The organism is Methylobacterium mesophilicum SR1.6/6 (genome assembly GCF_000364445.2).
Classification (GTDB): domain Bacteria; phylum Pseudomonadota; class Alphaproteobacteria; order Rhizobiales; family Beijerinckiaceae; genus Methylobacterium; species Methylobacterium mesophilicum_A.
In genome coordinates, this window is sequence record NZ_CP043538.1 from 57,045 (window position 1) to 78,378 (window position 21,334).

Annotated in this window: 20 protein-coding genes and 1 pseudogene; 7 read left to right on the forward strand and 14 right to left on the reverse strand. The window is 70.5% G+C overall.

The features are described from left to right. Positions 1 to 3 precede the first annotated feature (3 nt). Positions 4 to 1,551 (reverse strand): helicase HerA-like domain-containing protein, encoded by a 1,548-nt coding sequence (locus MMSR116_RS00250; protein ID WP_191991903.1) that lies wholly within the window; start codon positions 1,549 to 1,551, stop codon positions 4 to 6. A gap of 115 nt (positions 1,552 to 1,666) precedes the next feature. On the opposite strand from MMSR116_RS00250, the gene MMSR116_RS00255 reads away from it, so the two are divergent. Both MMSR116_RS00255 and MMSR116_RS00260 read left to right on the forward strand, forming a co-directional pair. Then, positions 1,667 to 2,059, forward strand: coding sequence for a DUF2267 domain-containing protein (locus MMSR116_RS00255; protein WP_158168454.1), 393 nt, complete (start codon positions 1,667 to 1,669; stop codon positions 2,057 to 2,059). A 175-nt stretch (positions 2,060 to 2,234) separates the two neighbouring features. Continuing rightward, complete coding sequence (locus tag MMSR116_RS00260; protein WP_158168456.1) at positions 2,235 to 2,453, forward strand: hypothetical protein; 219 nt, start codon at positions 2,235 to 2,237, stop codon at positions 2,451 to 2,453. A 6-nt stretch (positions 2,454 to 2,459) separates the two neighbouring features. Here MMSR116_RS00260 and MMSR116_RS00265 read toward each other — a convergent pair whose 3' ends face one another. Both MMSR116_RS00265 and MMSR116_RS00270 read right to left on the reverse strand, forming a co-directional pair. Beyond that, entirely contained in the window at positions 2,460 to 3,407 is a 948-nt protein-coding gene (locus tag MMSR116_RS00265; protein WP_158168458.1) for a hypothetical protein, read from the reverse strand. 84 nt (positions 3,408 to 3,491) lie between these two features. Then, the gene (locus tag MMSR116_RS00270; RefSeq protein WP_158168459.1) at positions 3,492 to 5,561 is read right to left on the reverse strand and encodes a M3 family metallopeptidase; all 2,070 of its coding nucleotides are present in this window, start codon (positions 5,559 to 5,561) and stop codon (positions 3,492 to 3,494) included. A 178-nt stretch (positions 5,562 to 5,739) separates the two neighbouring features. Between MMSR116_RS00270 and MMSR116_RS00275 the strand changes: the two genes are divergently transcribed. From MMSR116_RS00275 to MMSR116_RS00285, 3 genes are all read left to right on the forward strand, one after another. Continuing rightward, entirely contained in the window at positions 5,740 to 6,666 is a 927-nt protein-coding gene (locus MMSR116_RS00275) for an extensin family protein (protein WP_158168461.1), read from the forward strand. 74 nt (positions 6,667 to 6,740) lie between these two features. Then, a complete protein-coding gene (locus tag MMSR116_RS00280; protein WP_202882059.1) occupies positions 6,741 to 7,874 on the forward strand; it encodes a L,D-transpeptidase family protein in 1,134 nt (377 codons plus the stop codon). Positions 7,875 to 8,128: 254 nt separating this feature from the next. After that, positions 8,129 to 8,518, forward strand: a complete 390-nt coding sequence (locus tag MMSR116_RS00285) for a response regulator (RefSeq protein WP_158168463.1) — start codon at positions 8,129 to 8,131, stop codon at positions 8,516 to 8,518. Between the two features lie 9 nt (positions 8,519 to 8,527). Here MMSR116_RS00285 and MMSR116_RS00290 read toward each other — a convergent pair whose 3' ends face one another. Together MMSR116_RS00290 and rsmI are read right to left on the reverse strand one after the other, a co-directional pair. Beyond that, the gene (locus MMSR116_RS00290; protein WP_158168465.1) at positions 8,528 to 8,917 is read right to left on the reverse strand and encodes a YraN family protein; all 390 of its coding nucleotides are present in this window, start codon (positions 8,915 to 8,917) and stop codon (positions 8,528 to 8,530) included. Further along, complete coding sequence (rsmI, locus tag MMSR116_RS00295; protein WP_244625580.1) at positions 8,914 to 9,846, reverse strand: 16S rRNA (cytidine(1402)-2'-O)-methyltransferase; 933 nt, start codon at positions 9,844 to 9,846, stop codon at positions 8,914 to 8,916. The genes MMSR116_RS00290 and rsmI overlap by 4 nt, the downstream gene beginning before the upstream one ends. A 174-nt stretch (positions 9,847 to 10,020) precedes the next feature. Here rsmI and MMSR116_RS00300 point away from each other — a divergent pair, with 174 nt between their 5' ends. Further along, entirely contained in the window at positions 10,021 to 11,280 is a 1,260-nt protein-coding gene (locus MMSR116_RS00300; protein ID WP_244625581.1) for a penicillin-binding protein activator, read from the forward strand. On the opposite strand, the gene hemW is transcribed toward MMSR116_RS00300, so the two are convergent. Genes hemW through rph form a run of 3 tightly spaced genes read right to left on the reverse strand, consistent with a single transcriptional unit; the run spans position 11,281 to position 13,853 of the window. Next, entirely contained in the window at positions 11,281 to 12,456 is a 1,176-nt protein-coding gene (gene hemW, locus MMSR116_RS00305; RefSeq protein ID WP_158168469.1) for a radical SAM family heme chaperone HemW, read from the reverse strand. It abuts the gene before it with no gap. 39 nt (positions 12,457 to 12,495) lie between these two features. After that, positions 12,496 to 13,143: an RdgB/HAM1 family non-canonical purine NTP pyrophosphatase gene (rdgB, locus tag MMSR116_RS00310; protein WP_158168471.1), complete on the reverse strand. Its 648-nt coding sequence runs from the start codon at positions 13,141 to 13,143 to the stop codon at positions 12,496 to 12,498. Further along, a complete protein-coding gene (gene rph, locus MMSR116_RS00315) occupies positions 13,140 to 13,853 on the reverse strand; it encodes a ribonuclease PH (RefSeq protein ID WP_158168473.1) in 714 nt (237 codons plus the stop codon). Before rph ends, rdgB begins: the two co-directional genes overlap by 4 nt. A 181-nt stretch (positions 13,854 to 14,034) precedes the next feature. Here rph and hrcA point away from each other — a divergent pair, with 181 nt between their 5' ends. After that, positions 14,035 to 15,090, forward strand: a complete 1,056-nt coding sequence (gene hrcA / locus MMSR116_RS00320) for a heat-inducible transcriptional repressor HrcA (protein WP_158169374.1) — start codon at positions 14,035 to 14,037, stop codon at positions 15,088 to 15,090. 49 nt (positions 15,091 to 15,139) lie between these two features. On the opposite strand, the gene MMSR116_RS31620 is transcribed toward hrcA, so the two are convergent. The 6 genes and pseudogenes from MMSR116_RS31620 to urtC form a co-directional block, all read right to left on the reverse strand. Further along, complete coding sequence (locus MMSR116_RS31620; protein WP_244625582.1) at positions 15,140 to 15,319, reverse strand: DUF1236 domain-containing protein; 180 nt, start codon at positions 15,317 to 15,319, stop codon at positions 15,140 to 15,142. Between the two features lie 466 nt (positions 15,320 to 15,785). After that, positions 15,786 to 16,571 (reverse strand): annotated as a pseudogene (locus MMSR116_RS00330) (TRAP transporter small permease); the annotation flags it as partial. 189 nt (positions 16,572 to 16,760) lie between these two features. Continuing rightward, positions 16,761 to 17,945, reverse strand: coding sequence for an alpha/beta fold hydrolase (locus MMSR116_RS00335; protein WP_010685699.1), 1,185 nt, complete (start codon positions 17,943 to 17,945; stop codon positions 16,761 to 16,763). A gap of 641 nt (positions 17,946 to 18,586) precedes the next feature. Then, a complete protein-coding gene (urtE, locus tag MMSR116_RS00340) occupies positions 18,587 to 19,282 on the reverse strand; it encodes an urea ABC transporter ATP-binding subunit UrtE (RefSeq protein ID WP_039894162.1) in 696 nt (231 codons plus the stop codon). Between the two features lie 19 nt (positions 19,283 to 19,301). After that, a complete protein-coding gene (urtD, locus tag MMSR116_RS00345) occupies positions 19,302 to 20,099 on the reverse strand; it encodes an urea ABC transporter ATP-binding protein UrtD (RefSeq protein ID WP_010685701.1) in 798 nt (265 codons plus the stop codon). Then, entirely contained in the window at positions 20,096 to 21,250 is a 1,155-nt protein-coding gene (urtC, locus tag MMSR116_RS00350) for an urea ABC transporter permease subunit UrtC (protein ID WP_010685702.1), read from the reverse strand. The genes urtD and urtC overlap by 4 nt, the downstream gene beginning before the upstream one ends. Between the last annotated feature and the right edge of the window lie 84 nt (positions 21,251 to 21,334).

Sequence of the window (21,334 nt, forward strand, 5' to 3'; positions counted from 1 at the left end):
GGCTCAGCGCTTGGTCAGCCCGCCGAGCACGTTGCGCAGGATGGCGTTGCCCACCTCCCGCCCGACGCTGCGGGCCATCGACCGCGCGGCGTTGCCGATCACCTGCTCGGCGAGGCTCTGCGGCGGCCGGCGGCCGGCCTTGCCCTTGGCAGGTGTCCCGAAGACGCTGCCGAAGACGCCGCCCAGCATCCCCCCGAGCCCGCCCTCGGAGGCGCCCTCCTCGGGCGCCGCGTCGAGGTTCTTGCGCTTGGCGAGCATCTCGTAGGCGCTCTCGTTGTCGACGCTGGCGTCGTACTTGCCCCGCAGCGGGCTCTGCGCGATCAGCGCCGCCCGCTCCTGCTGGGTCAGGGGCCCGACGCGCCCCTGCGGCGGCGCGACCAGCGCCCGCTCCACCAGGGACGGTGTGCCCTTCGGCTCCAGGAAACTCATCAGCGCCTCGCCGACGCCGAGTTCGGTGATGACCGTCGCCACGTCGAAGGCCGGGTTCTGCCGGAAGGTCTCGGCTGCCGCCCGGACGGCCCGCTGGTCCCGTGGCGTGAAGGCCCGCAACGCGTGCTGGACGCGGTTTCCGAGCTGGCCCAGCACGGTCTCGGGCACGTCGAGGGGATTCTGCGTCACGAAGTAGACGCCGCCCCCCTTCGAGCGGATCAGGCGCACGACCTGCTCGACCGCGTCGAGCAGCGATTTCGGCGCGTCGTTGAAGAGCAGATGCGCCTCGTCGAAGAAGAATACGAGCTTCGGTTTGTCGAGATCGCCGACTTCCGGCAACTGCTCGAACAGCTCGGAGAGCATCCAGAGCAGGAACGAGGCGTAGAGCTTCGGCCGCTGCATCAGCTTGTCGGCCGCGAGGATGTTGACGAAACCGCGCCCGTCCCGGTCCGTGCGCATGAAGTCCGTGAGGTCGAGCGCGGGCTCGCCGAAAAATTTGTCGGCGCCCTGGTTCTCGAGGACCAGCAGTTGCCGCTGGATCGCGCCGACCGACGCCGACGAGACGTTGCCGTACCGGCCCGAGATGTCCTTCAGGTTCTCGGAGCAGAAGGCCAGCAGGGCGCGCAGGTCCTTCAGGTCGATCACCGGCCACTGGTTCTCGTCCGCGACCCGGAACGCGATGTTGAGCACGCCCTCCTGCGTGTCGTTGAGCTCCAGCAAGCGGCCGAGCAGCAGCGGACCCATCTCGGTGACGGTGCAGCGGATCGGATGGCCCTGCTCGCCGAACAGGTCCCAGAACACCGTGGGGAAACGGTCGGGCTCGTAGGTGAGGCCGAGTTCCTCGGCGCGCTTCACGAAGGCAGGCTTGGCTTCCCCGGCAGCGGCGATGCCCGACAGGTCGCCCTTGATGTCGGCCGCGAAGACCGGCACCCCGGCATTGGAGAAACCCTCGGCCAGCACCTGGAGGGTCACGGTCTTGCCGGTGCCCGTCGCGCCGGCGACGAGCCCGTGCCGGTTGGCGAGCCGCAGGGCCAGCACCTCCGGCTTGCCCGGCCCCGAGGCCTGGACGCTCTTGCCGACCAGGATCGTACCGTCGCCCATCGTCGTTGCCCCCCGGCGCATCTGGGTACCGTTATGGACGGGGCGCCCGGACTTTTCCAGCGAGCGGGCCACCGGCTTGATTTCCGGCGCCTCAGAGTCGAAGGACGTCTGGAAGCATTCCGAAGAGATCATCACCATGGAAGAATTGCTCGCCCGCGTCACCGCCCGCACCGGGCTCGACGCCGCGACCGCACAGACCGCCATCGGGCACATCCTCGCCTTCCTGCAGAAGGAAGGGCCTGCGACGGAGGTCGGTCAGTTGCTGGCGGCTCTGCCGGGCTCCGAGACGCTGATCGCCGAAGCGAATGCCGGTGACGCCGGTGGGGGCGGCCTGATGGGCATGCTCGGCGGCATGATGGGTGGCGGCGGCGTGATGGCGCTCGGCCAGAAGCTCATGTCGGCCGGCGTGCCCATGGGCGAGATGCAGCCCCTGGGTCAGGAGCTTTTCGCCTTCGGCCGCGAGAAGGTCGGCGAGGACGCGATGGGCCCGATCATCGGCTCGATCCCCGGCCTCAACCAGTTCGTCTGAGGATCCCGGCGGTGTGCGCCGGCGCACCGCATTCGGGCGTCGTCTGGACAATCGTAAAAAAGAGGTTGCGCAGCGAAAGCTTGGCGGAACCTGTCCACGCGATGCCCGTTGTTCCGGGTGTGGTACGAAACGCTGCTTCGGGCGGCAGTTTCGACCGCAAGCAAGCAGGCCGGCCATGCCCGTCTTCGAATCGAAAAACCTGGATAGCGAGTTCGAGGGCCAGGCGCTCCTCGCGTCGATACTTCACCCGACGCGTGCCGCTCAGACCCGGGCTTTGCGACACGGGCGGCGCCGCGCGGAACGCGCGGCCGCCCTGGCGGACCCGATGACGATCGAGCCGCGCTTCCCCCTCACCAACGACGTGCTCGTTCCGACAGCCTGCACGAGTCGCTGAGGGCGGTCACCAAGCCTGCGGCGTGACGAGGCCCTGGCGCGTCACCACCACCCAGTCCCGACCCCGGCGCTCGACGGCCTCGACCCGGCCAACGCCCGGCACGATGTCGCCTGGGCCCACCTCCACAAGCCGGTGACGCCGGTTCTCAAGGATCGCCGCGCCCTCGAAGATGTCTCGCAGGGCCCATCCGTCGATGACCGGCGGCTTCTCCGGCGTGGCGGCCTTCGGCTTCAGGTCTATCGCCTTGGCATCGGCCAGCTTCGTCTCGGGGGCCCTGGGCTCCGAGCTTCTGGGCTCCGAGCTTCTTGGCTCCGGAACTTTGGCTTCGACACTCTTCGTCTCAACGCTCCGCGGTGCCTCGGCGAGGCTGCCGGTCTGGGTTGGCTCCGTGCGTGCAGCGGGCATCACGGCGGCCGTGGCGCGCCGCTCGAGCTGAGTCGCGAGGGCGGCAATCCGCGCGTTCTGCTCGCGCTCCACCTGCTCGAAGCGCTCGCTCAGGGCCGCCGTCTTGGCATTCAAGGTCTTGTCGAGCTGCGCGAGGCGGTCGCCGAGGGTGCTGCTACGGCTCCCGGCCTCCTTGCGCGCCGTGTCGGTGGATGCCCTCAGATCGGCGAGCACTTGATGAAGCTGCGCGATGTCGCTGCCGAGCCGGGCCGTCTCGGTCCGGCCCGCATCGAGCGTGGTGCTGAGTGCCATCACGGCATCGTTGGACGGCGCCGACCGAGTCATCGCTATGACGCCGCCGCCCAGGAGGGCACCCACGGCCAGCGCCGCGCCCGGTACGGCGAGGCGGTGCAGGTCGATCGGCGGCAGCGGCGGCAGCGCGAAGCGCTTGGGGGCCGAGACTTCCTTGACCTCGACCTTCGTCTCGGGCTTCGGATCCGTCGTTCCGCCCACCGCAGCCTTAAGCAGGTCGACCGGGGATACCGCCTGCTTGGCTTCGCTCTTCGTCATCGCCCCGAACTCCGCTCGCAGGATGTCGCTGCAAGCGTTCGTTAAGGACGTTTGTTTACGAAACCCTTACCGCGGGCGCGCGGATCAGGCCGCCAGCCCCCGCTTCTTGAGGAGCGGCGCGATACTGGGCATCCGGCCGCGGAAAGCCGTGTAGGCCTCGCGGGCGTCGCGCAGATTCCCGGCGCCGTACACGAAGGTGCGCAGGCGCTTGGCCGTCTCCGGGTCGAAGATATCGCCTGCCTCGCGGAAGGCATCGAAAGCGTCCGCGTCGAGCACCTCTGACCAGAGATAGCTGTAGTAGCCGGCCGCGTAGCCGTCGCCCGAGAAGATGTGGGCGAAGTGCGGCGTGCGATGCCGCATGGTGATCTCGGCCGGCATGCTGATCCGCCGCAGGGCCTCCGCTTCGAAGGCGGGCACGTCGAGGCCGGCCTCGCCCTCGGCTGAGAGGTGCAGCGTCATGTCGACGATGGCCGAGGCGGTGTACTCCACCGTGGCGAAACCCTGGTTGAAGGTGCGCGCCGCCAGCAGCTTCCGCAGGAGCGCGTCGGGCATCGGCTCCCCGGTCTGGTGGTGGCGCGCGTGCGTCCGGAGCACCTCCGGCTGCTCAAGCCAGTGCTCGTAGAGCTGCGACGGGAGTTCGACGAAGTCGCGCGAGACGGCCGTGCCGGACAGGATCGGGTAGGTCACATCGGAAAGGAGGCCGTGCAGGGCGTGGCCGAACTCGTGGAACAGGGTCCGGGCATCGTCGAACGACAGCAGCGTGCTCTCGCCGGCGGGTGCCTTGGCGAAATTCATCACGTTGACGATGATCGGGGTGATCGGCCCGTTCAGGCGCTCCTGGGAGCGGAACGCGCTCATCCAGGCACCCGACCGCTTCGAGGCGCGGGCAAAATAATCGCCGAGGAACAGCCCGACCTCGGAGCCGTCCGGATTGCCCACTCGCCAGACCCGCACGTCGGGGTGGTAGCGGGGAACGTCGGACAGCTCCTCGAAGGTCAGCCCGAACAACCGCGCGGCCGTGTCGAAGGCCGCCTGGATCATGCGGTCGAGGGGCAGGTAGGCCTTGATCTCGCTCTCATCGAGATCGTGCTCGGCGCGGCGCACCTTCTCGGCGTAATGGCGCCAATCGTGGGCCTGGAGGGTGAAGTTGTGGCCCTCATCCTGGACCGCCGCCTGGAGGCGGTCGCGCTCCTCGGCGGCCCGGGCCCGGGCCGGCGTCCAGACGTCGCGCAGCAGGCCCGTGGCGGCCTCCGGACTTGCCGCCATCGTGTCGTCGAGGGCGAAATGCGCGAAGCTCTCGAAGCCGAGGAGCCGCGCCCGCTCGGCCCGGAGACTGACGATCTCGGCGCTCACCGCCCGGTTATCGGTCTCGCCGCCGTTCTCCCCGCGCCGAGTCCAGGCGGCGTAAGCGCGCTCGCGCAGATCACGGCGGGTGGAGAAGACCAGGAATGGCTCAATGAGGGAGCGCGACAGGGTGATGACGTGGCCGTCGTGCCCGCGCTCCTTCGCCGCGCTGGCGGCTGCAGCGCGCAGGAACGGCGGCAGGCCGGCGAGGTCGTCCTCCGATTCCAGGGCCAGCGTGAAGCTGCTCTCGTCGGCCAGCAGATTCTGGCTGAACCGCGTCCCGAGCTCCGACATGCGCGCGGCGATCTCGGCGATGCGCGCCTTGTCGTCTGGACCGAGCTCCGCGCCCGAGCGCCGGAAGCGGATGCGGTAGCGGTCGAGGACGCGGCGCTCCTCCGGGTCGAGCCTCTCGGCACCGACGGCCGAGATGCGGGCCCAGAGCTGCGGGTTGAGGTAGATGGCGCTGCCGTGCCGGGCGAGCTTCGGACCGATCTCCCGCTCGATCGCCTGCAGATCCGGATTCGTATGGCTGCCGGTCAAATTGTAGAAGACGCCGGCGACCCGATCGAGGGCGAGGCCGGCCCGCTCCATCGCCGCCACCGTATTGGCGAAGGTCGCCGGAGCCGTGTCGGCCGCGATGGCCCGGATCTCGGCATCGTGGGCCGCCAGCGCCGCCTCGAAGGCCGGCCGGTAATGGTTCGGATGGATCCGTTCGAAGGGCGGCAGGCCGAACGGCGTCGTCCAGTGCGCCTCCTGGAAGGGATTGTCCTGCGGCAGGCTCGGCAGCCCGGCATCAGCGGAGTCCAGCATACGGTCCTCGAAGTCATCCCTACGGCGACCATTGCCGTCGCCGTGCGGTCCGGCGACATGGGGTCGACGGGCGTCCTGCGGAAGACAGTGACCTGATCGCCGCATCCGTCAACCGCGCAGGCGATCCGAACGACGTCTCGCCCGTTACCATCGGCCAACGCCTAAGCTTCGAGGCCTCATGCCAGGACGTCTGCCGCCGATCCGTCGCACCGCGCCACCGCTCGCGCGCAGTCTCCTCGTCCTCGGTCTGGCCATCTTTCCGGCCGCGTCGGGCCGGACCGCCGAGGCCCCGGCTGCCACCGTGCCGGTCCCCCCACCGAAGCCGCCCGAGCGGCCGGACGCACTGAAGCCGCCGGCTGCCCCGGAGACTGCCCTTCCGGCGCCGCCGGCCCGACCGGCGGAACTGACACCACCCACGACGGTCTCGCCCAAAGAAAGCGGCAAACCCGCGGTCGAGGCGGGCACGGAGGCCGGCAAGCCCGAGATGCCGTCGCCGCCGCCCACGCCGCCCGGCCGGCCGCCGGAACTCTCCGGCGAGGCGGCGCTCGCCCTGAAGGTCTCGCCTCCGGACGACACCGCCTGTCGGACGCGTCTCAAGCGCCTCGGAGTGGAGTTCGAGCCGCTGCCGCCGATCGCCGAGGGCCAGTGCACGGCGCCGCTTCCGCTGAAGGTCACCAAGTTCGCCGACGGCGTGACGCTTCCGCAGGGCGCGACGCTGACCTGCCGGTCGGCCGAGGCGCTGGCGCGCTGGGTCACGGAAGTCCAGGTCGAGGCCGAGCGGACCCTCAAGCACCCACTCGCCACGCTCGAACTCGGTGGATCCTACGTGTGCCGGGGGCAGAACCACGATTTCGATGCAAAGCTCAGCGAGCACGCCTTCGCCAATGCCGCCGACGTGATGGGCTTCAGTTTCGCAGGGCGCCCGAGCATTCCGGTCAAGGCGATGCCTGAGGGATCCGAGGAGGCGCGGTTCCTGGTGGCCGTGCGCGGCAAGGCCTGCGAATTCTTCCGAACGGTCCTGGGGCCGGGGACGAACGCGGCCCATTCTAACCACTTCCATCTCGATGAGCGCGAGCGCAACGCGGGCCACCGCCTCTGCGAATAGGGCTCATGGAACGTTCCCGCCGGCTCGGCGCTTGTGGCACCGGAACGCGTCTGTTCCCGGAGATTGCGACGTCGATGTTCCCGACCCCTCGGCGGCCGGTCTGGGCGGCCCTCCTGGCGAGTTGCCTCATCGTGCAGGGTGCGGAGGCCAGACCGAGGGAATCCGCCAGGAAGGAGACCGGCAAAGGGGACACGACGCCCGCGCTGACGGCGGATGCGGTGAACGCGGCGACCCTGTCGCCGCAGGGCGGCGCGGCGGGGGAGTCAAAGCCCGAGGCGAAGAAGTCCGCCGCGCAGAGGCGCAAGTCGCGGGCGGCCGACGACAAGCCCGATCCGCTGATCGTCAAGGCGCAGGTTCTCCTCGACCGAGCCCATTTCTACCCGGGCGCCATCGACGGGCGGAAGGGCGAGAATTACCAGCATGCCCTCTCGGCCTTCGCGGTGGCACAGGGCCTGCCCGCCACCCAGGACCTGACGCCGGAGGTCTGGGACAAGCTTCAGGGCACGAGCGACAAGCCGGCGGTTACGGATTACACGCTGACCGAGGCGGACGCGTCGGGCCCCTACGTCGACAAGATTCCGCCGAAGATGGAGGAGCAGGCCGACCTGAAGGATCTCGGCTACACCAATCCGCGGGAGATGCTGGCCGAACGCTTCCACATGAGCCGGGACCTCGTCAGCGCACTCAATCCGGGCAAGCCGCTCGACAAGGCCGGGACCGCCATCGCGGTTGCGGCCGTCGATCCGATGACCCTCGACAAACCCAAGGGAAAGGATCTGCCGAAGGATCCGAAGGTCGACCGTATAGAAGTCGACAAGAGCAGCCGCGACGTACGCGCCTTCGGTGAGGATGGAAAGCTGGTCGCCTACTACCCCGCCTCGATCGGCAGCACGGAGAAGCCGGCCCCGAGCGGCGACACCAAGGTGAAGGGCGTGGCGTTCGATCCGGACTACACCTACAATCCGAAATATGCGTTCAAAGGTGTGAAGGCGAAGCACAAGTTCACCATCCAGGCCGGCCCCAACAACCCTGTCGGTCTTGTCTGGATCGATCTTGCCATCCCGAGCTACGGGATCCACGGCACGCCGGAGCCCGAGAAGGTCGGAAAGACCGAGTCGCACGGCTGCATCCGACTGACCAACTGGAATGCGCGCGATCTCGCGGCCCACGTGACCCGGGGCGCCAAGGTCAGCTTCAAGGACGACTAGGTCGCCGCACCGATCCGGCGTCGCCCCTGGTCAAAAATGTATCACCGGTTAACATACTAGGCGCTATTGGCGCCGGAACGACCCGGGAACGCTTGACACGTTGCGCATTACGGGCGACGCCAAAGGCCATCTCGTGGCCTGCCCGCCGAAGCTGCGCCGTATTACGGACCGTTGCTCGCGTGGTTCGCGAGATGAGACCTACTGCACGGCAAGATCCCCGGTGGCGGGGGCGTTCGAAGGGAAGACGGCCCGGCGTGACTGCTGACCCCAACGATGACGTCCTCAACGGCGTCCGCGTGCTCGTCGTCGAGGACGAGGCTGCCATCTCGATGCTGCTCGAGGACATGCTCCTCGATTTCGGTTGTTCGGTCGTCGGCCCGGCCGCGCGCCTGTCGTCGGCCCTCGAGATGGCGTCGCAGGAGACCTTCGAGGTTGCGATCCTGGACGTGAACGTCGCGGGCGAGCCGATCTACCCGGTGGCCGAGGCCATCGCGAAGCGCGATCTGCCGCTGGTGTTCTCCACGGGTTACGGCGGGGCGGGTATCCGCGAGCCCTTCCGGGACAGGCCCGTAGTGCAGAAGCCGTTCAGCCAAGCGGACCTGAAGCGGACGCTGATCGGCGCGATCCGCGCCGTCCGGGACTGACGGCGGCGCCTACAAGCCTTCGATCGTGAAGGCGTCGGCCACGTGGGCCGGCCATTCCCGCGCGCCGACGAACACCGCATCCGCCCGGAAGGTCATGCCGGCGCTCCAGGTATTGCGGCCGATCCAGGCCCGGACCGCGCGGGAAAAGCGGCGGCGCTTGGCCGCATCGATCGCCTCGCGGGCGTCCTCGCGCCGGGACCGGGCCTTCACCTCGACGAACGCGACGGTGTTCCAGCGCTGGACGATCAGGTCGATCTCGCCCCCCGCAACGCTCACGCGCCGGCCGACCGGCCAGTAGCCCTTGAGCATCAGGACCGCCAGCGCCAGCCACTCGGCCCGGTGGCCGCGCCGATAAGCGGCGCGATGCCGCTGCGCCCGGTCGGGGAGCGCGCCGTTCAAGGTTCGCCCCGCGCCAAAACCAGCGCCCGCGCGTAGACGAGACGACGCGGCTGCCCGGTATCGTCGGCGACGAGGCTCGCGGCATCCTTGATCGAGTGCCGCTCGAGCGCCGCACGCAGCAGCGCGTCGAGGGCGGCATCGCTGTCGGCCGTGCGCTCGGGCGCCGTGGCGGCGCCGATGATGACGACGATCTCGCCTTTCGGCGGCCCATCCTCGCCGAAGCGCGCGCTGAGGGAGCCCAACGTGTCGCGCCGGACGGTCTCATAGAGCTTGGTGAGTTCGCGGGTCACCGCGGCGGGCCGGTCGGGACCCAGCACCGCGGCGGCGTCCGCCAGCATTTCGGGGAGGCGGTGCGGCGATTCGAACAGGACCAGAGTCCCGGGGACCGGGACGAGCGCCTCCAGCCGGTTGCGCCGGGCGCCGGCCTTCTGAGGAAGGAAGCCCTCGAAAAAGAAGCGGTCCGTCGGCAGGCCGGCGGCAACCAGGGCGGTCATCACCGCCGAAGGACCCGGGACGGGCGTGATCCCGATCCCGGCTTCGATGGCGGCTTGGACGAGCTTGTAACCGGGGTCGGAGACCAGCGGCGTACCCGCATCCGACACCAGGGCCAGGGCCTCGCCGGCGCGCAGGCGGGCGACCATGCGTTCGCGCACCGCCTCGTTGGAATGCTCATGGTAGGCGAGGAGCGGGGTTGTGATGCCGTAATGGGCGAGCAGCGTCCGGGTGACCCGCGTGTCCTCGGCGAGGACCGCGTCCGCCGCCGCGAGCGTCGCCAGGGCGCGGATCGTTATGTCGCGGAGGTTGCCGATGGGCGTCGCCACGATGTGAAGGCCGGGCGCCAGGGTTTCGGCCTCGCTCGCCAGCCCGAAGGCCGTGAAGGTCGGGGTCCGCGGCCGATCCGCTCCGGGCTTGTGGGACGGGACTCTCATGTGAGGAGCGGTCCCCGGGGCGTCGAATCGGCGGGTCATCGTTGACCATGTTGCCACACCCGCCGGCTCTCGTCGCGGCAGCGGCCACCACCAGGGGGCAAGTCCGCTGCGGCGCGTTTACATTTCCAAAGCCGATCGTCAGGCTATCCCCGCCTGCTTGAGGGAGTCCGCGCGATGGCGCGTCCGATAGGGGTGCGGGAGGGTCTTCCGCGCGCCGCCGCCCTGATCGCCGCGCTCTGCGCCGCGCTGCCGCTCCTCGGCGGTTGCCTCGCCACCGACGGCGGGCGGCGCCGGCCCTCGGCTCAGGCCGAGCTGTCACCGCCCGCGGCGGTGCCGCAGGCGCCCGCCGCAGACGCCCCGCCGACACTCGCCGCGGTGGGCGGGCAACGCATCGGCTCAGGCGCCGTGAAGGTCGCCCTGGTGCTGCCGCTCAGCGGACAAGGCGCCGCGGTGGGCGCGGCCATGCGCAACGCCGCCCAGCTCGCCTTCGACGAAGGACAACAGCCGGACCTGACGATCCTCGTGGAGGATGACCGGGGCAATCCCGACGGAGCACGGGACGCGACGCAGGACGCCCTCCGGCAGGGCGCCGAGATCGTCCTCGGTCCCCTGTTCGCCGGGAGCGTACAGGCCGCGGCCGCAGTGGCGCGCGCCGCGGGCAAGCCGGTGATCGGATTCTCCACGGACGCCACCGTGGCGGCCCGGGGCGTCTACCTCCTGAGCTTCCTGCCCCAGCCGGAGGTGGACCGGGCGGTGGAGGACTCCGTGGCGGGAGGCAAGCGTTCCTTCGCGGCGTTGATCCCCGAGACCGCCTATGGCAACGCCGTCGAGGCGGAATTCCGCGAGGTCGTGGCGCGCCAGGGCGCCCGGGTCGCGGCCATCGAGCGATACCCCGCGGGTGCGCCCGGCCCCGCCGTGGAGCGGCTGGCGCGCGTCATCACCGGTCCCGGCGCGACGGCCGACGCCCTGTTCATCCCGGAGACCCCCGAGGGCCTGCCGGGCGTCGCGGCGGCCCTGACCAAGGCCGGCTTCTCGCCGGCCCGCGTCCGCCCGATCGGCACGGCTCTCTGGAACGAGCCGGCCCTGTTCACCCTGCCGGCCCTTCAGGGCGGCCGCTTCGCGGCCGCGGACCGGAGCGGGTTCTCCAATTTCAGCGGACGCTACCAAGCCAAGTTCGGCACCGTTCCGCCGCGCGTCGCCTCCCTCGCCTACGACGCCGTGATGCTGACCGCGGCACTGTCGCGGCAATACGGATCGCAGCGCTTCGCCGAACCCACTCTGACGAGCGGAGCGGGCTTCGCCGGAGTGGACGGCACCTTCCGGTTCCGACCGGACGGGCAGAGCGAGCGGAGCTTGGCGGTCTACGAGATCCGCAACAACGCCACGACGATCGTGAGCCCGGCACCGCGGCTGCTGGCCAAGCCGGCGATCTGATCAGGCTGCCAATTCGGCGACCAGGGCGTTGAGGACCGGCGCGCCCCGCGCGGTCGCGGCGATGCGGCCGCCCGGCCGCCGCTCCAGCAGACCGTCGCCCACCAGCATGCCGACGCGGTTGCCGTTCAGCGGCCTGCCCTTCAGGGCCGCGTACCGTGCCGGATCGATGCCCTCGGCGAGGCGCAGTCCCATGACCAGAAACTCATCGGCCTGATCGGCGGCCGAAAGCATCTCGGTCTCGACGATGCCGTGGCCGTCGCGCTCGACCCGGGCGAGCCACGCCTCCGGCGATCGCTCCGTGATGGTGCCGACCCGCCCATGGGCCGTGACGAGTCGCCCATGGGCGCCCGGACCGATCCCGGCATACTCGCCGTAGCGCCAGTACAGCAGGTTGTGGCGCGATTCCGCGCCGGGCCGGGCGTGGTTGGAGATCTCGTAGGCGGGCAGCCCCGCCCCTGCGCACAGTTCCTGCGTCACGTCGTAGAGGGCCCGCCCGGTGTCGTCGTCGGGGATCACCAGCTTGCCGGCGGCGGCGAGGCCGTGGAACGGCGTGCCGGGCTCGATCGTGAGCTGATAGAGAGAGAGATGCTCGGCGGCCCGGTCCAGCGCTTCGCGGAGTTCGGCGCGCCACAGCTCGGGGGTCTGTCCGGAGCGGGCGTAGATCAGGTCGAACGACGTGCGGTCGAAGACGGCCTGCGCGACGCGGATGGCGTCGAGCGCCTGCGCCACGTCGTGAAGGCGGCCGAGTGCCTTCAGGGCCGTATCGTCCAGCGCCTGGACGCCGAGGGAGACGCGGTTGATTCCCGCGGCCCGGTAGCCGCGGAAGCGCCCGGCCTCGACGCTCGACGGGTTGGCCTCCAGGGTGATCTCGGCGTCCGACGCCACGGTCCAGTGCGCGGCCACCGCATCGAGGAGGCCCGCGACGGTCGCGGGCTGCATCAGCGAGGGCGTGCCGCCACCGAGGAAGACGCTGGTGACGGCCCGGCCGGGCGTCCGGCCCGCGGCGTTGGCGATCTCGGCCCGGAAGGCGTCGAGGAACCGCGACTCGTCGACGCCGCCGTGCCGGACATGACTGTTGAAGTCGCAGTACGGGCACTTCGCGGCGCAGAAGGGCCAGTGCAGGTAGATCCCGAAACCCGCATCGCGGGTGGGATGGTCCGGGCCGGTCAAGGTCATGATGGACCTGGATGTGAGGGCAGGCGGCCGGTTTGGCAATCAGGAGGCTGGAGCGAGGCAGGCCCGGCTCAGCTCCACGAAGGCCCGCGCCCGGTGCGACAGCCCCTCGCCCTTCTGCCAGTCGACGCCGTGCTTCTCGTCGGCGCTCATCTCCCCAAACGTGCGATCGTGTCCCTCGGGACGGAAGATCGGGTCGTAGCCGAAGCCGGCCGAGCCTTTCGCCGCCACGAGGTCGCCGAACACCCGACCTTCGAAAAGTTCGGTGTGTCCGTCGGGCCAGGCGAGCACCAGCGCCGACACGAAATGGGCGCGGCGGGACTGCGCCCCGCGCTGATCCAACTCCGCGAAGATCCGCGCCATGGCACCGGCGAAGTCCTTGGTCGGCCCGGCCCAGCGCGCCGAGAAGATGCCGGGTGCGCAGTCGAGCGCGTCCACGCAGAGGCCGGAATCGTCGGCGAAGGCCGGGAGGCCGGTCGCGTCCGCGGCGGCCTTGGCCTTGATGAACGCGTTCTCGGCGAACATCGTGCCGGTCTCGTCCGGCTCCGGCAGCCCCAGCTCTCCGGCCGACACCGCCTCGACGCCGAACGGCGCCAGAAGCTCGCTCATCTCGGTGAGCTTGCCGGCGTTGTGGGTGGCGATCACCACCTTGCCGGTCAGCCTCCGGCCATGGCGGGGCGCGGGGCTCACGCGATCGCCTCCTTCTGGAGGGCGACCAGCCGGTCGGTCCCGGCGCGGGCGAGCCGCAGCAACTCGAGGAGCTGGTCCTCCGAGAACGGCTCCATCTCGGCGGTGCCCTGCACCTCGACGATGCCGCCCCGGCCTGTCAGCACGAAATTGGCGTCGGTCTCGGCCGCGGAATCCTCGGCGTAGTCGAGGTCGAGGACCGGCGTGCCCTTGTACAGCCCGCACGACACGGCCGCGACGTGGTCGCGCAGCGGATCGACCGAGATGATGGAGCGGGCCCGCATCCAGGTGAAGCAATCGTGGAGCGCCACCCAGGCGCCGGTGATGGCGGCTGTGCGGGTGCCGCCGTCGGCCTGGATCACGTCGCAATCTATGGTGATCTGGCGCTCGCCGATCGCCGGCAGGTTGGTGACCGCGCGGAGCGAGCGGCCGATCAGCCGCTGGATCTCCTGGGTCCGCCCCGAGGGCTTGCCGGAACCGACCTCGCGGCGGGTGCGTTCGTGCGTCGCACGCGGCAGCATGGCGTACTCGGCCGTGACCCATCCCTTGCCGGAACCGCGCAGCCACGGCGGACCCCGCTCTTCCAGGGAGGCGGTGCAGAGCACCCGGGTGTTGCCGAAGCTGACTAGGCAGGAGCCCTCGGCGTAGCGCGAGACCGCGCGCTCCAGGCTGACGGACCGCAACTCGTCGGCGGCACGCTTGGAAGGCCGCATTGCGGGCCCTTTCTGTCGAGGAGATCGAGGGCCGGGCTCATAGGCCGAGCCGTTACCGCGGGCAAGCAGCGCCCGGCTGATCGATCCCGGCGGATTGATCCTTGACGGCCGTCCGGACATGATCGGACCACAGGATGATTGCGTGACAGATCCGACCTTCAGAGTGACGAACGGCCAGTCCATGCAGGCGCTTGCCGCGCTCAACGAGCGTGCCCGGGAGATCTTTCGCCAGATCGTCGAGAGTTATCTGACGACGGGGGAGCCAGTGGGATCGCGCAATCTGGCGCGAATCCTTCCGATGACTCTGTCACCGGCCTCGATCCGCAACGTGATGGCGGATCTGGAGCATTCCGGTCTGATCTTCGCGCCCCACACGTCGGCCGGCCGCCTGCCGACAGAGCTGGGTCTGCGGTTCTTCGTGGACGCCATGCTCGAACTGGGCGACGTCAGCCAGGACGAGCAGGCCCGGATCGAGGCGCAGATGCGGGCGGCCGCGTCCGGCCACACCTTCGACTCGGCGCTCGCCGAGGCATCGACGATGCTGTCGGGGGTGTCGCGCGGCGCCGGCGTGGTCCTGACCACCAAGGCGAACGTGAACCTCAAGCACATCGAGTTCGTCCGCCTCGATCCCGCCCGCGCCCTGGTGATCCTGGTCTCGGACGACGGCTCCGTGGAGAACCGCCTCGTGGACCTGCCCCCGGGCCTGCCGGCAGGCGCGCTTCAGGAGGCAACCAACTTCCTCAATGCCCGGCTGCAGGGCCGCACGCTGGGATCGCTGCGCGCCGAGATCGAGGCCGGACGCAAGGCCATGAAACGCGAGCTCGACGCGATCACCGAGCGCCTCGTGGATGCCGGGCTCGCCACGCCGGTCGGCCCGTCAGAGGCGCGCCAGCTGATCGTGCGCGGACAGGCGAACCTGCTCGATGACCTGCGCGCGGTCGAGGATCTCGAGCGCATCCGGCTGCTGTTCAACGACCTCGAGACCCAGAAGGACGTCATCGACCTCCTGGCCCGTGCCGAGGGTGGCGAGGGCGTGCGGATCTTCATCGGTTCGGAAAACAAGCTGTTCTCGCTGTCCGGGTCGTCGCTGATCGCGGCGCCGTTCCGCGACGGATCGCAGAAGATCGTGGGCGTGGTCGGGGTGATCGGCCCGACGCGACTGAACTACGCCCGGATCGTGCCGATGGTCGACTATACGGCGCGGGTGGTGTCGAAATTGTTGGATGGCGGACGGTAGCAGGAGCCGAACGGGCGCATCGCCCGCCCGGCCCCGGGGATCGTATGCGTCAGGCCGGGATCACGTCCACGATCTCATACGTATCGGGATCGATGATCACGATATCGTCGCGCACCAGGATGAACTCGTAGCCCTCGTATTCCGGCACCAGGGTGACGATCGCGGGCGGCAGCCGGTGCAGCGTGACCGAGCGCGGAATCGCCGTCCCAACCGCCAGCCCGAACGCCACGTCCCGGAGGGGCGAAACGCCCAGGCGGGTGATCGAGCTGCGGAACTCGGTGCGCTGCCGCGTGTCGAGACGGCCGACCGCGCCGCGAGCGGAACCGCCCTCGCGGACGCCCCCACGACCACCCCGCTCACCGGCCGCGCCGCGGCCGCCCTGGTTCGGTCCGGCACCGTCCCGGCCGCCGCGCTGTCCCGCAGCGCCGGGCTCGCGCCCGCCACGGTCTCCGCGTTCCTCGCGGTTGCCGCGATCACCACGATCGCCGCGGTCGCCGGCGCCGGGGTTGGCGCCCGGACCAGCGCGCTCGGAGGGACCGTTGCGCTCGGCGGCTCCGCCGGGCCGGCCGGGTCCCTCGGCGCCGCGACCGGCAGGTCCGCCCGGCTCGGCTCCGCGCGCACCGCCCTCGGCGCCGCCGGGCCCGCGCGTCGCGCCACCGCCTTCCGCGCCGCCGGCACCACCCCGCATCCCGCCGGTGGCTCATGCCCTCGTCCATGCGGCCGACCACCACCATCGACGGGGCGTCGGTGGTCAGCGCGATGTAGGCGAAGGTCGAGAGGCCGAAGGCGAAGGCGATCGGCACGCCGGAGAACACCAGGCCCCCCACGCCCAGGACGAAGAACAAGAGCAGGTTGAGGTTGCCGAGGTCCCGCAGCCAGGGCTGGAGCGCCACGAGGCCGGCCGCGAGCCCGGCGCCCAGCACGAGCGCGCCCGCGGTGAGGCGCCAGTCGGCGGTCTCCAGCAGGCGGATCACCGCAACGATCAGCATGAGGCCCAGCCCGATCGGCAGGGCGGCGGCGCGCCACGCGTTGTTCAGTTCCAGCGCGGGCGTCTGGACGAAGGTCTCCTCGCTGGCGAATTCGAAGGCCGGCTCCAGCATCAGGGCGACGAAGATCAGGCCGGCCACCAGGGCGATGGTCTCCAGGAAGGCGCGCAGGCGCGGGCCGCTCATGGCCACGAAGGCGGTCATGCGCATGTGCTCGGCGCGGCGGAAGGCGACCACGGCGCCCAGCATGGCGAGCCACAGGAACAGGATCGAGGCGAGTTCGTCCGACCAGACCAAAGGCGCGCGGAACACGTAGCGGCTGACCACGCCGCCGAGCAGCACGCCGATCTCGGCGAGAACGAGCAGCGCCGCCGGGATCTCCACGAGGTATCCCAGCCCGTCGTCCAACCGGCGCAGCCAGCCCCCAGCGCGCAGGGGCGGACCCGTCAGTGCAACCCCCGCCGTCGTCTCGACGGCCGCGATATCGATCTGCATGGCGCCCTCCCTCCGGACCCGTCCCGACGGCGCTGCCGGCGGAAGGGATCCGAGCGCGTCTTCGCACGCTCTCGGTCTGTGAATGCGGTATCCGCTCCCGCGAAGCGCGCTTCAAGTGCGTTTGCCCGTCACGTCCTCAGGATGCGACGGAACCCATGCGAGCCGCCAGGGGCGGGTCCCGCCCTGAACTCAGGCGGCGTCGCGGATGAAGGTCGTGATGAGCCGGGCCACCGCCTCGGGCTGCTCCTGCTGAACCCAGTGCCCGGCCCCCTCGACGAGGTGGAAGCCGGTCATGGCCGTGCAGGCGTGCTGGCGCATCGCCTCGGCGGCGCCCGGACTTTGGTAGACGCCCCAGTCGCACCGGCCCGCGATGAAGCACGACGGCACGTCGACGGTCCGGCCGGCGAAGACGCGGAGATCGTCGACGCAGGCGGCGTCCGTGTAGCGGCGGTAGCCCTGCAAGCCCCCCTGGAACCCGGTTTGCGCGTATTCCGTCACGTACACGTCCAGCTCGGCGTCCGTCAGCCACCGGCAGGCGGCGATCTGCGCCGCGGACGGCATCTCGGGGCCGACCGTCGCCGCCATGCCCCTGTCGCGGTCCATGATGTAGTAGGTCGGAAGCCGCGCGAGGTCCTCGGCTGAACCGGAGTTCAGCGGATGGGGCGCGTTGTCCGGCCAGTCGGCGCTCTTCGCGTGGTAATAGGCGCGCAGGACGTTCCGAAGCCCCTGGGGCGCCCGCAGCAGGTCGTCGTTCGCCTCCCGCGTCCTGTACCAGCGCTGGTAGAACTTGCGCGGGCGCGGCAGGGCCGCCAGGGTCGCGTCCAAGGCGTCGTCCCTCTCCGCGGGCGAGGGCACGGCCCCGTTCCCGGCATCGCCGGGCAGCGCCGGCGGGCCCGCGAACGGGGCGCTCATCATCACGACCGAGCGGAAGACGTCCGGCCTGATGAGCGCGCACCAAGCCGCAGCGGGCGAGCCGGCATCGTGGCCGACCACACAGGCGACCTGCCGATGTCCCAGGGCGGCGGCGAGCGCTAGGGTGTCGGTCACGACATTGACGAAGCCGAAGGGATGCGTGCTCGCGTCGTAGGCCGGATCCCAGCCGGTCGTCCGGCCGTAGCCCCGCTGGTCGGCGGCGACGACGTGAAACCCGGCCTCCGCCAGGGGCAGCATGACCTTGCGCCAGCTGTAGGCGAGTTCCGGGAAACCGTGCAGCAGCATGACCAGCGGCCGGCCGGCCGGCGCGTGGCCGGCCTCCAGCAGGTGAACGGTGAGGCCGTTGATCCCCGGCAGGAGGCGCGACCGGATGCCCGCCGGAAGCGTCCCGTCGCCGTAGGGCGAGACCACGGACGTCACGACTTCAGCGTCCCCGTTCACCTGATTGGCCCACCCTGTCGTCTGCGGCACCGGGCCGGCTGGACCGGGCGCCGGATCCGACGCCCGCGCGGGGGCCGGGATCCCGCGACCGGCGCTGCCTCAGCTCGACTCGGCACCCCCGCTGGCCTCACGGCGGGCTGCCCGCGCCAGGGCGATCAGCGCGGCGGCCGTCGCCTCGCCGTTCTGGCCCGGCTCCCCGCCTCCGCCGACCAGCAGCAGGATGGGGGGTGACGTCCGGCTCGGGTCCCGTCGTCGCCCGCGCGGGCGACGGGGCCTGCGATCGGTCGGTTCCGCCATGACGCCTCACAGGTTGATGGCCGGCGCCGCGCGCACCGTGCATCGAAGTCCCGAACCCTCAGCGCGGACGGGGCCGCGGCACGGAGATGGTGACCAACTCGCCGGTCGTCGGATCGAGAATCGTCATGGGCGCTCCCGGGCTGCCTCCCCATGCCAGGCCCGAATTATGGTTTAACCTTGGCCGATCGGTGGCCTGTAAACAGTTTTCGCTGATCATGTTCCGGAAATTGGCCCGTGATTGCGGAACCGGTAGCGCGAATATTCTTCTCCTCGGCGCCGACAACTCGACCCGGCGGCCGCCGCAGGCCCGGCACCGGCGCGGTCTGCCGAGCGCGCGCAGATCCCTAGACCGACATCCATCGGAGCACGTCGGCCTCGACCATCCCGGCCCGGGGGCCGGCCAGCACCACCTGACCGCGATCCATCACGGCGTAGGAATCGCACAGGTCGCGCGCCCACTCGAAATACTGCTCGACCAGCACGATTCCCATCTCGCCCTTGCCCCGCAGGTAGGTGATCGCCCGGCCGATATCCTTGATGATCGAGGGCTGGATGCCCTCGGTCGGCTCGTCGAGCACGAGGAGCTTCGGCCGCGTCACCAGCGCCCGGCCGATGGCGAGCTGCTGCTGCTGGCCGCCCGAGAGGTCGCCGCCGCGCCGGTGCAGCATGTCCTTGAGCACCGGGAACAGGTCGTAGATCTCCCCCGGGATGTGGCGGTCGCGGCGCTTCAGCGGCGCGAAGCCGGTCTCCAGGTTCTCCTTCACGGTGAGCAGCGGGAAGATCTCGCGGCCCTGGGGCACGAAGGCAATCCCGGCCCGTGCCCGGTCGTAGGGCGCGAGGCCCTGGATCGGGCGGCCGCCGAGGCGGATCGCGCCGGAGCGCACCGGCTGCTGGCCGACGATGGCCCGCAGCAGCGAGGTCTTGCCGACGCCGTTGCGGCCGAGAACCGTCGTCACCTGCCCGGCCTCGGCCGTCAGCGAGACGCCGCGAAGCGCCTGCGCGGCGCCGTAGTACAGGTCGATGCCGTCGACGGAGAGCATGGTCATCGTCCCAGATCCATCATCGCCCGAGATAGACTTCGACCACCCGCGGGTCGGCCGAGACGGCGTCGATCGAGCCCTCGGCCAGCACCGCGCCCTCGTGCAGGCAGGTGACCCGGCAGCCGAGGTCGCGGACGAAGTGCATGTCGTGCTCGACCACGAGGACGGCGTGCTCGCCGGCGATGCGCCGCAGCAGGCGGGCGGTCTCGGCGGTCTCGGCGTCGGTCATGCCGGCCACCGGCTCGTCGACCAGCAGGAGCTTGGGATCCTGCGCGAGCAGCATGCCGATCTCCAGCCACTGCTTCTGGCCGTGGCTCAGGTCGGCCGCCGGTCGGCCGCGATGGGCCAGCAGGCCGACGGTCTCCAGCAGGGCGTCGATCCGCGCGGCCTCGACGCGGTTGCGCCAGCCGAACAGGGACGCGAAGGCGGCCCGCGGCCCCTTCAGCGCCAACAGGATGTTGTCGGCCACCGTGTGGCTCTCGAACACGGTGGGCTTCTGGAACTTGCGGCCGATGCCGAGGTCGGCGATCGCCGGCTCGTCGCTCTTCAGGAGGTCGTGGGTGCCGTCGAACAGGGCGATGCCGCTGTCCGGCCGGGTCTTGCCGGTGATGCAGTCCATCATGGTGGTCTTGCCGGCGCCGTTCGGGCCGATGATCGCCCGCAGCTCGCCGCGGGCCAGCGTCAGCGACAGGCCGCGCAGGGCCTTGTAGCCGTCGAAGGTCACCCGCAGGTCGTCGAGGTAGAGGAGCGCGTCCGTCTCGCGCTTCCGATTGGCGGGGCCGCGGGCGTCCGGGCGTTCGAGGAGGTCGGTGCTCACGAGCCCTGCCCTTCTTCCGCGAGTTTCGGGGCGATCTCGGGCTCCGGCGGCAGCCTGGCCGCCGCGCGCCGGGAGCCGAACCGCTCGATCACGGTGCCGACGAGGCCGCGCGGCAGGAACAGCGTCACGACCACGAACAGGCCGCCGAGCGCGAACAGCCACGCGTCGGGCATGACGCCGGTGAGCACGGTCTTGGCGTAGTTGACCAGCACGGCGCCGAGCGCCGCGCCGACCAGGGTGCCGCGGCCGCCCACCGCCACCCAGATCACCGTCTCGATGGAGTTGGTCGGGGCGAACTCCCCCGGGTTGATGATGCCGACCTGCGGCACGTAGAGGGCGCCGGCGACGCCGGCCATCATGGCCGAGACCGTGAAGGCCAGCGTTTTGAAGTGCTCCGGCCGGTAGCCGAGGAAGCGCGTCCGGCTCTCGGCATCGCGCACGGCGATCAGGATCTTTCCGTAGGCCGAGACCGTCATGACCCGGGCGATCAGGTAGCCGAGCGCCAGCGCCACGCCGGTGGCCACGAAGATGCCGACGCGGAAGTTTTGTGACTGGACGGAGAGTCCCAAGAGATCCTTGAAGTCGGTGAGGCCGTTGTTGCCGCCGAGCCCCATGTCGTTGCGGAAGAAGGCGAGCATCAGCGCGTAGGTCAGCGCCTGGGTGATGATCGACAGGTAGACGCCCGTCACCCGCGACCGGAAGGCGAGCCAGCCGAACACGAAGGCCAGCAGGCCCGGCACCAGCAGGACCATCAGGCCCGCGAAGGCGAAGTGGTCGAAGCCGTACCAGTACCAAGGCAGCGCCTTGTAGTTCAGGAACACCATGAAGTCGGGCAGGACCGGGTTGCCGTAGACGCCCCGGGATCCGATCTGGCGCATCAGGTACATGCCCATCGCGTAGCCGCCGAGCGCGAAGAACGCCCCGTGGCCGAGCGAGAGGATGCCGCAATAGCCCCAGACGAGGTCGAGGCTGACCGCGAGCAGCGCGTAGGCGAGGTATTTTCCGAAGAGCGAGACGAGGTAGGTCGGCAGGTGCAGGCCGGAGCCTTCCGGCACCGCGAGGTTCAGCACCGGCACGGCGAGGCAGAAGGCGGCCAGGACGGCGAGGAAGATCCAGCCCTTGAGATCGATGAGGGGGGTGCGGGGGGTCATGCGGCGGATCCCGAGGGCGCAACGCGTGTCCCCTCCCCCTTGCGGGGAGGGGTCGGGGTGGGGGTGGTCCCGGCTCGAGCGCGG

Coding starts and splice junctions, on each gene's coding strand:
- MMSR116_RS00250 (WP_191991903.1), bottom strand. CDS start 1,551: ATGCGCCGGGGGGCAACGACGATGGGCGACGGTACGATCCTGGTCGGC.
- MMSR116_RS00255 (WP_158168454.1), top strand. CDS start 1,667: ATGGAAGAATTGCTCGCCCGCGTCACCGCCCGCACCGGGCTCGACGCC.
- MMSR116_RS00260 (WP_158168456.1), top strand. CDS start 2,235: ATGCCCGTCTTCGAATCGAAAAACCTGGATAGCGAGTTCGAGGGCCAG.
- MMSR116_RS00265 (WP_158168458.1), bottom strand. CDS start 3,407: ATGACGAAGAGCGAAGCCAAGCAGGCGGTATCCCCGGTCGACCTGCTT.
- MMSR116_RS00270 (WP_158168459.1), bottom strand. CDS start 5,561: ATGCTGGACTCCGCTGATGCCGGGCTGCCGAGCCTGCCGCAGGACAAT.
- MMSR116_RS00275 (WP_158168461.1), top strand. CDS start 5,740: ATGCCAGGACGTCTGCCGCCGATCCGTCGCACCGCGCCACCGCTCGCG.
- MMSR116_RS00280 (WP_202882059.1), top strand. CDS start 6,741: ATGTTCCCGACCCCTCGGCGGCCGGTCTGGGCGGCCCTCCTGGCGAGT.
- rsmI (WP_244625580.1), bottom strand. CDS start 9,846: ATGAGAGTCCCGTCCCACAAGCCCGGAGCGGATCGGCCGCGGACCCCG.
- MMSR116_RS00300 (WP_244625581.1), top strand. CDS start 10,021: ATGGCGCGTCCGATAGGGGTGCGGGAGGGTCTTCCGCGCGCCGCCGCC.
- hemW (WP_158168469.1), bottom strand. CDS start 12,456: ATGACCTTGACCGGCCCGGACCATCCCACCCGCGATGCGGGTTTCGGG.
- rph (WP_158168473.1), bottom strand. CDS start 13,853: ATGCGGCCTTCCAAGCGTGCCGCCGACGAGTTGCGGTCCGTCAGCCTG.
- hrcA (WP_158169374.1), top strand. CDS start 14,035: ATGCAGGCGCTTGCCGCGCTCAACGAGCGTGCCCGGGAGATCTTTCGC.
- urtE (WP_039894162.1), bottom strand. CDS start 19,282: ATGCTCTCCGTCGACGGCATCGACCTGTACTACGGCGCCGCGCAGGCG.
- urtC (WP_010685702.1), bottom strand. CDS start 21,250: ATGACCCCCCGCACCCCCCTCATCGATCTCAAGGGCTGGATCTTCCTC.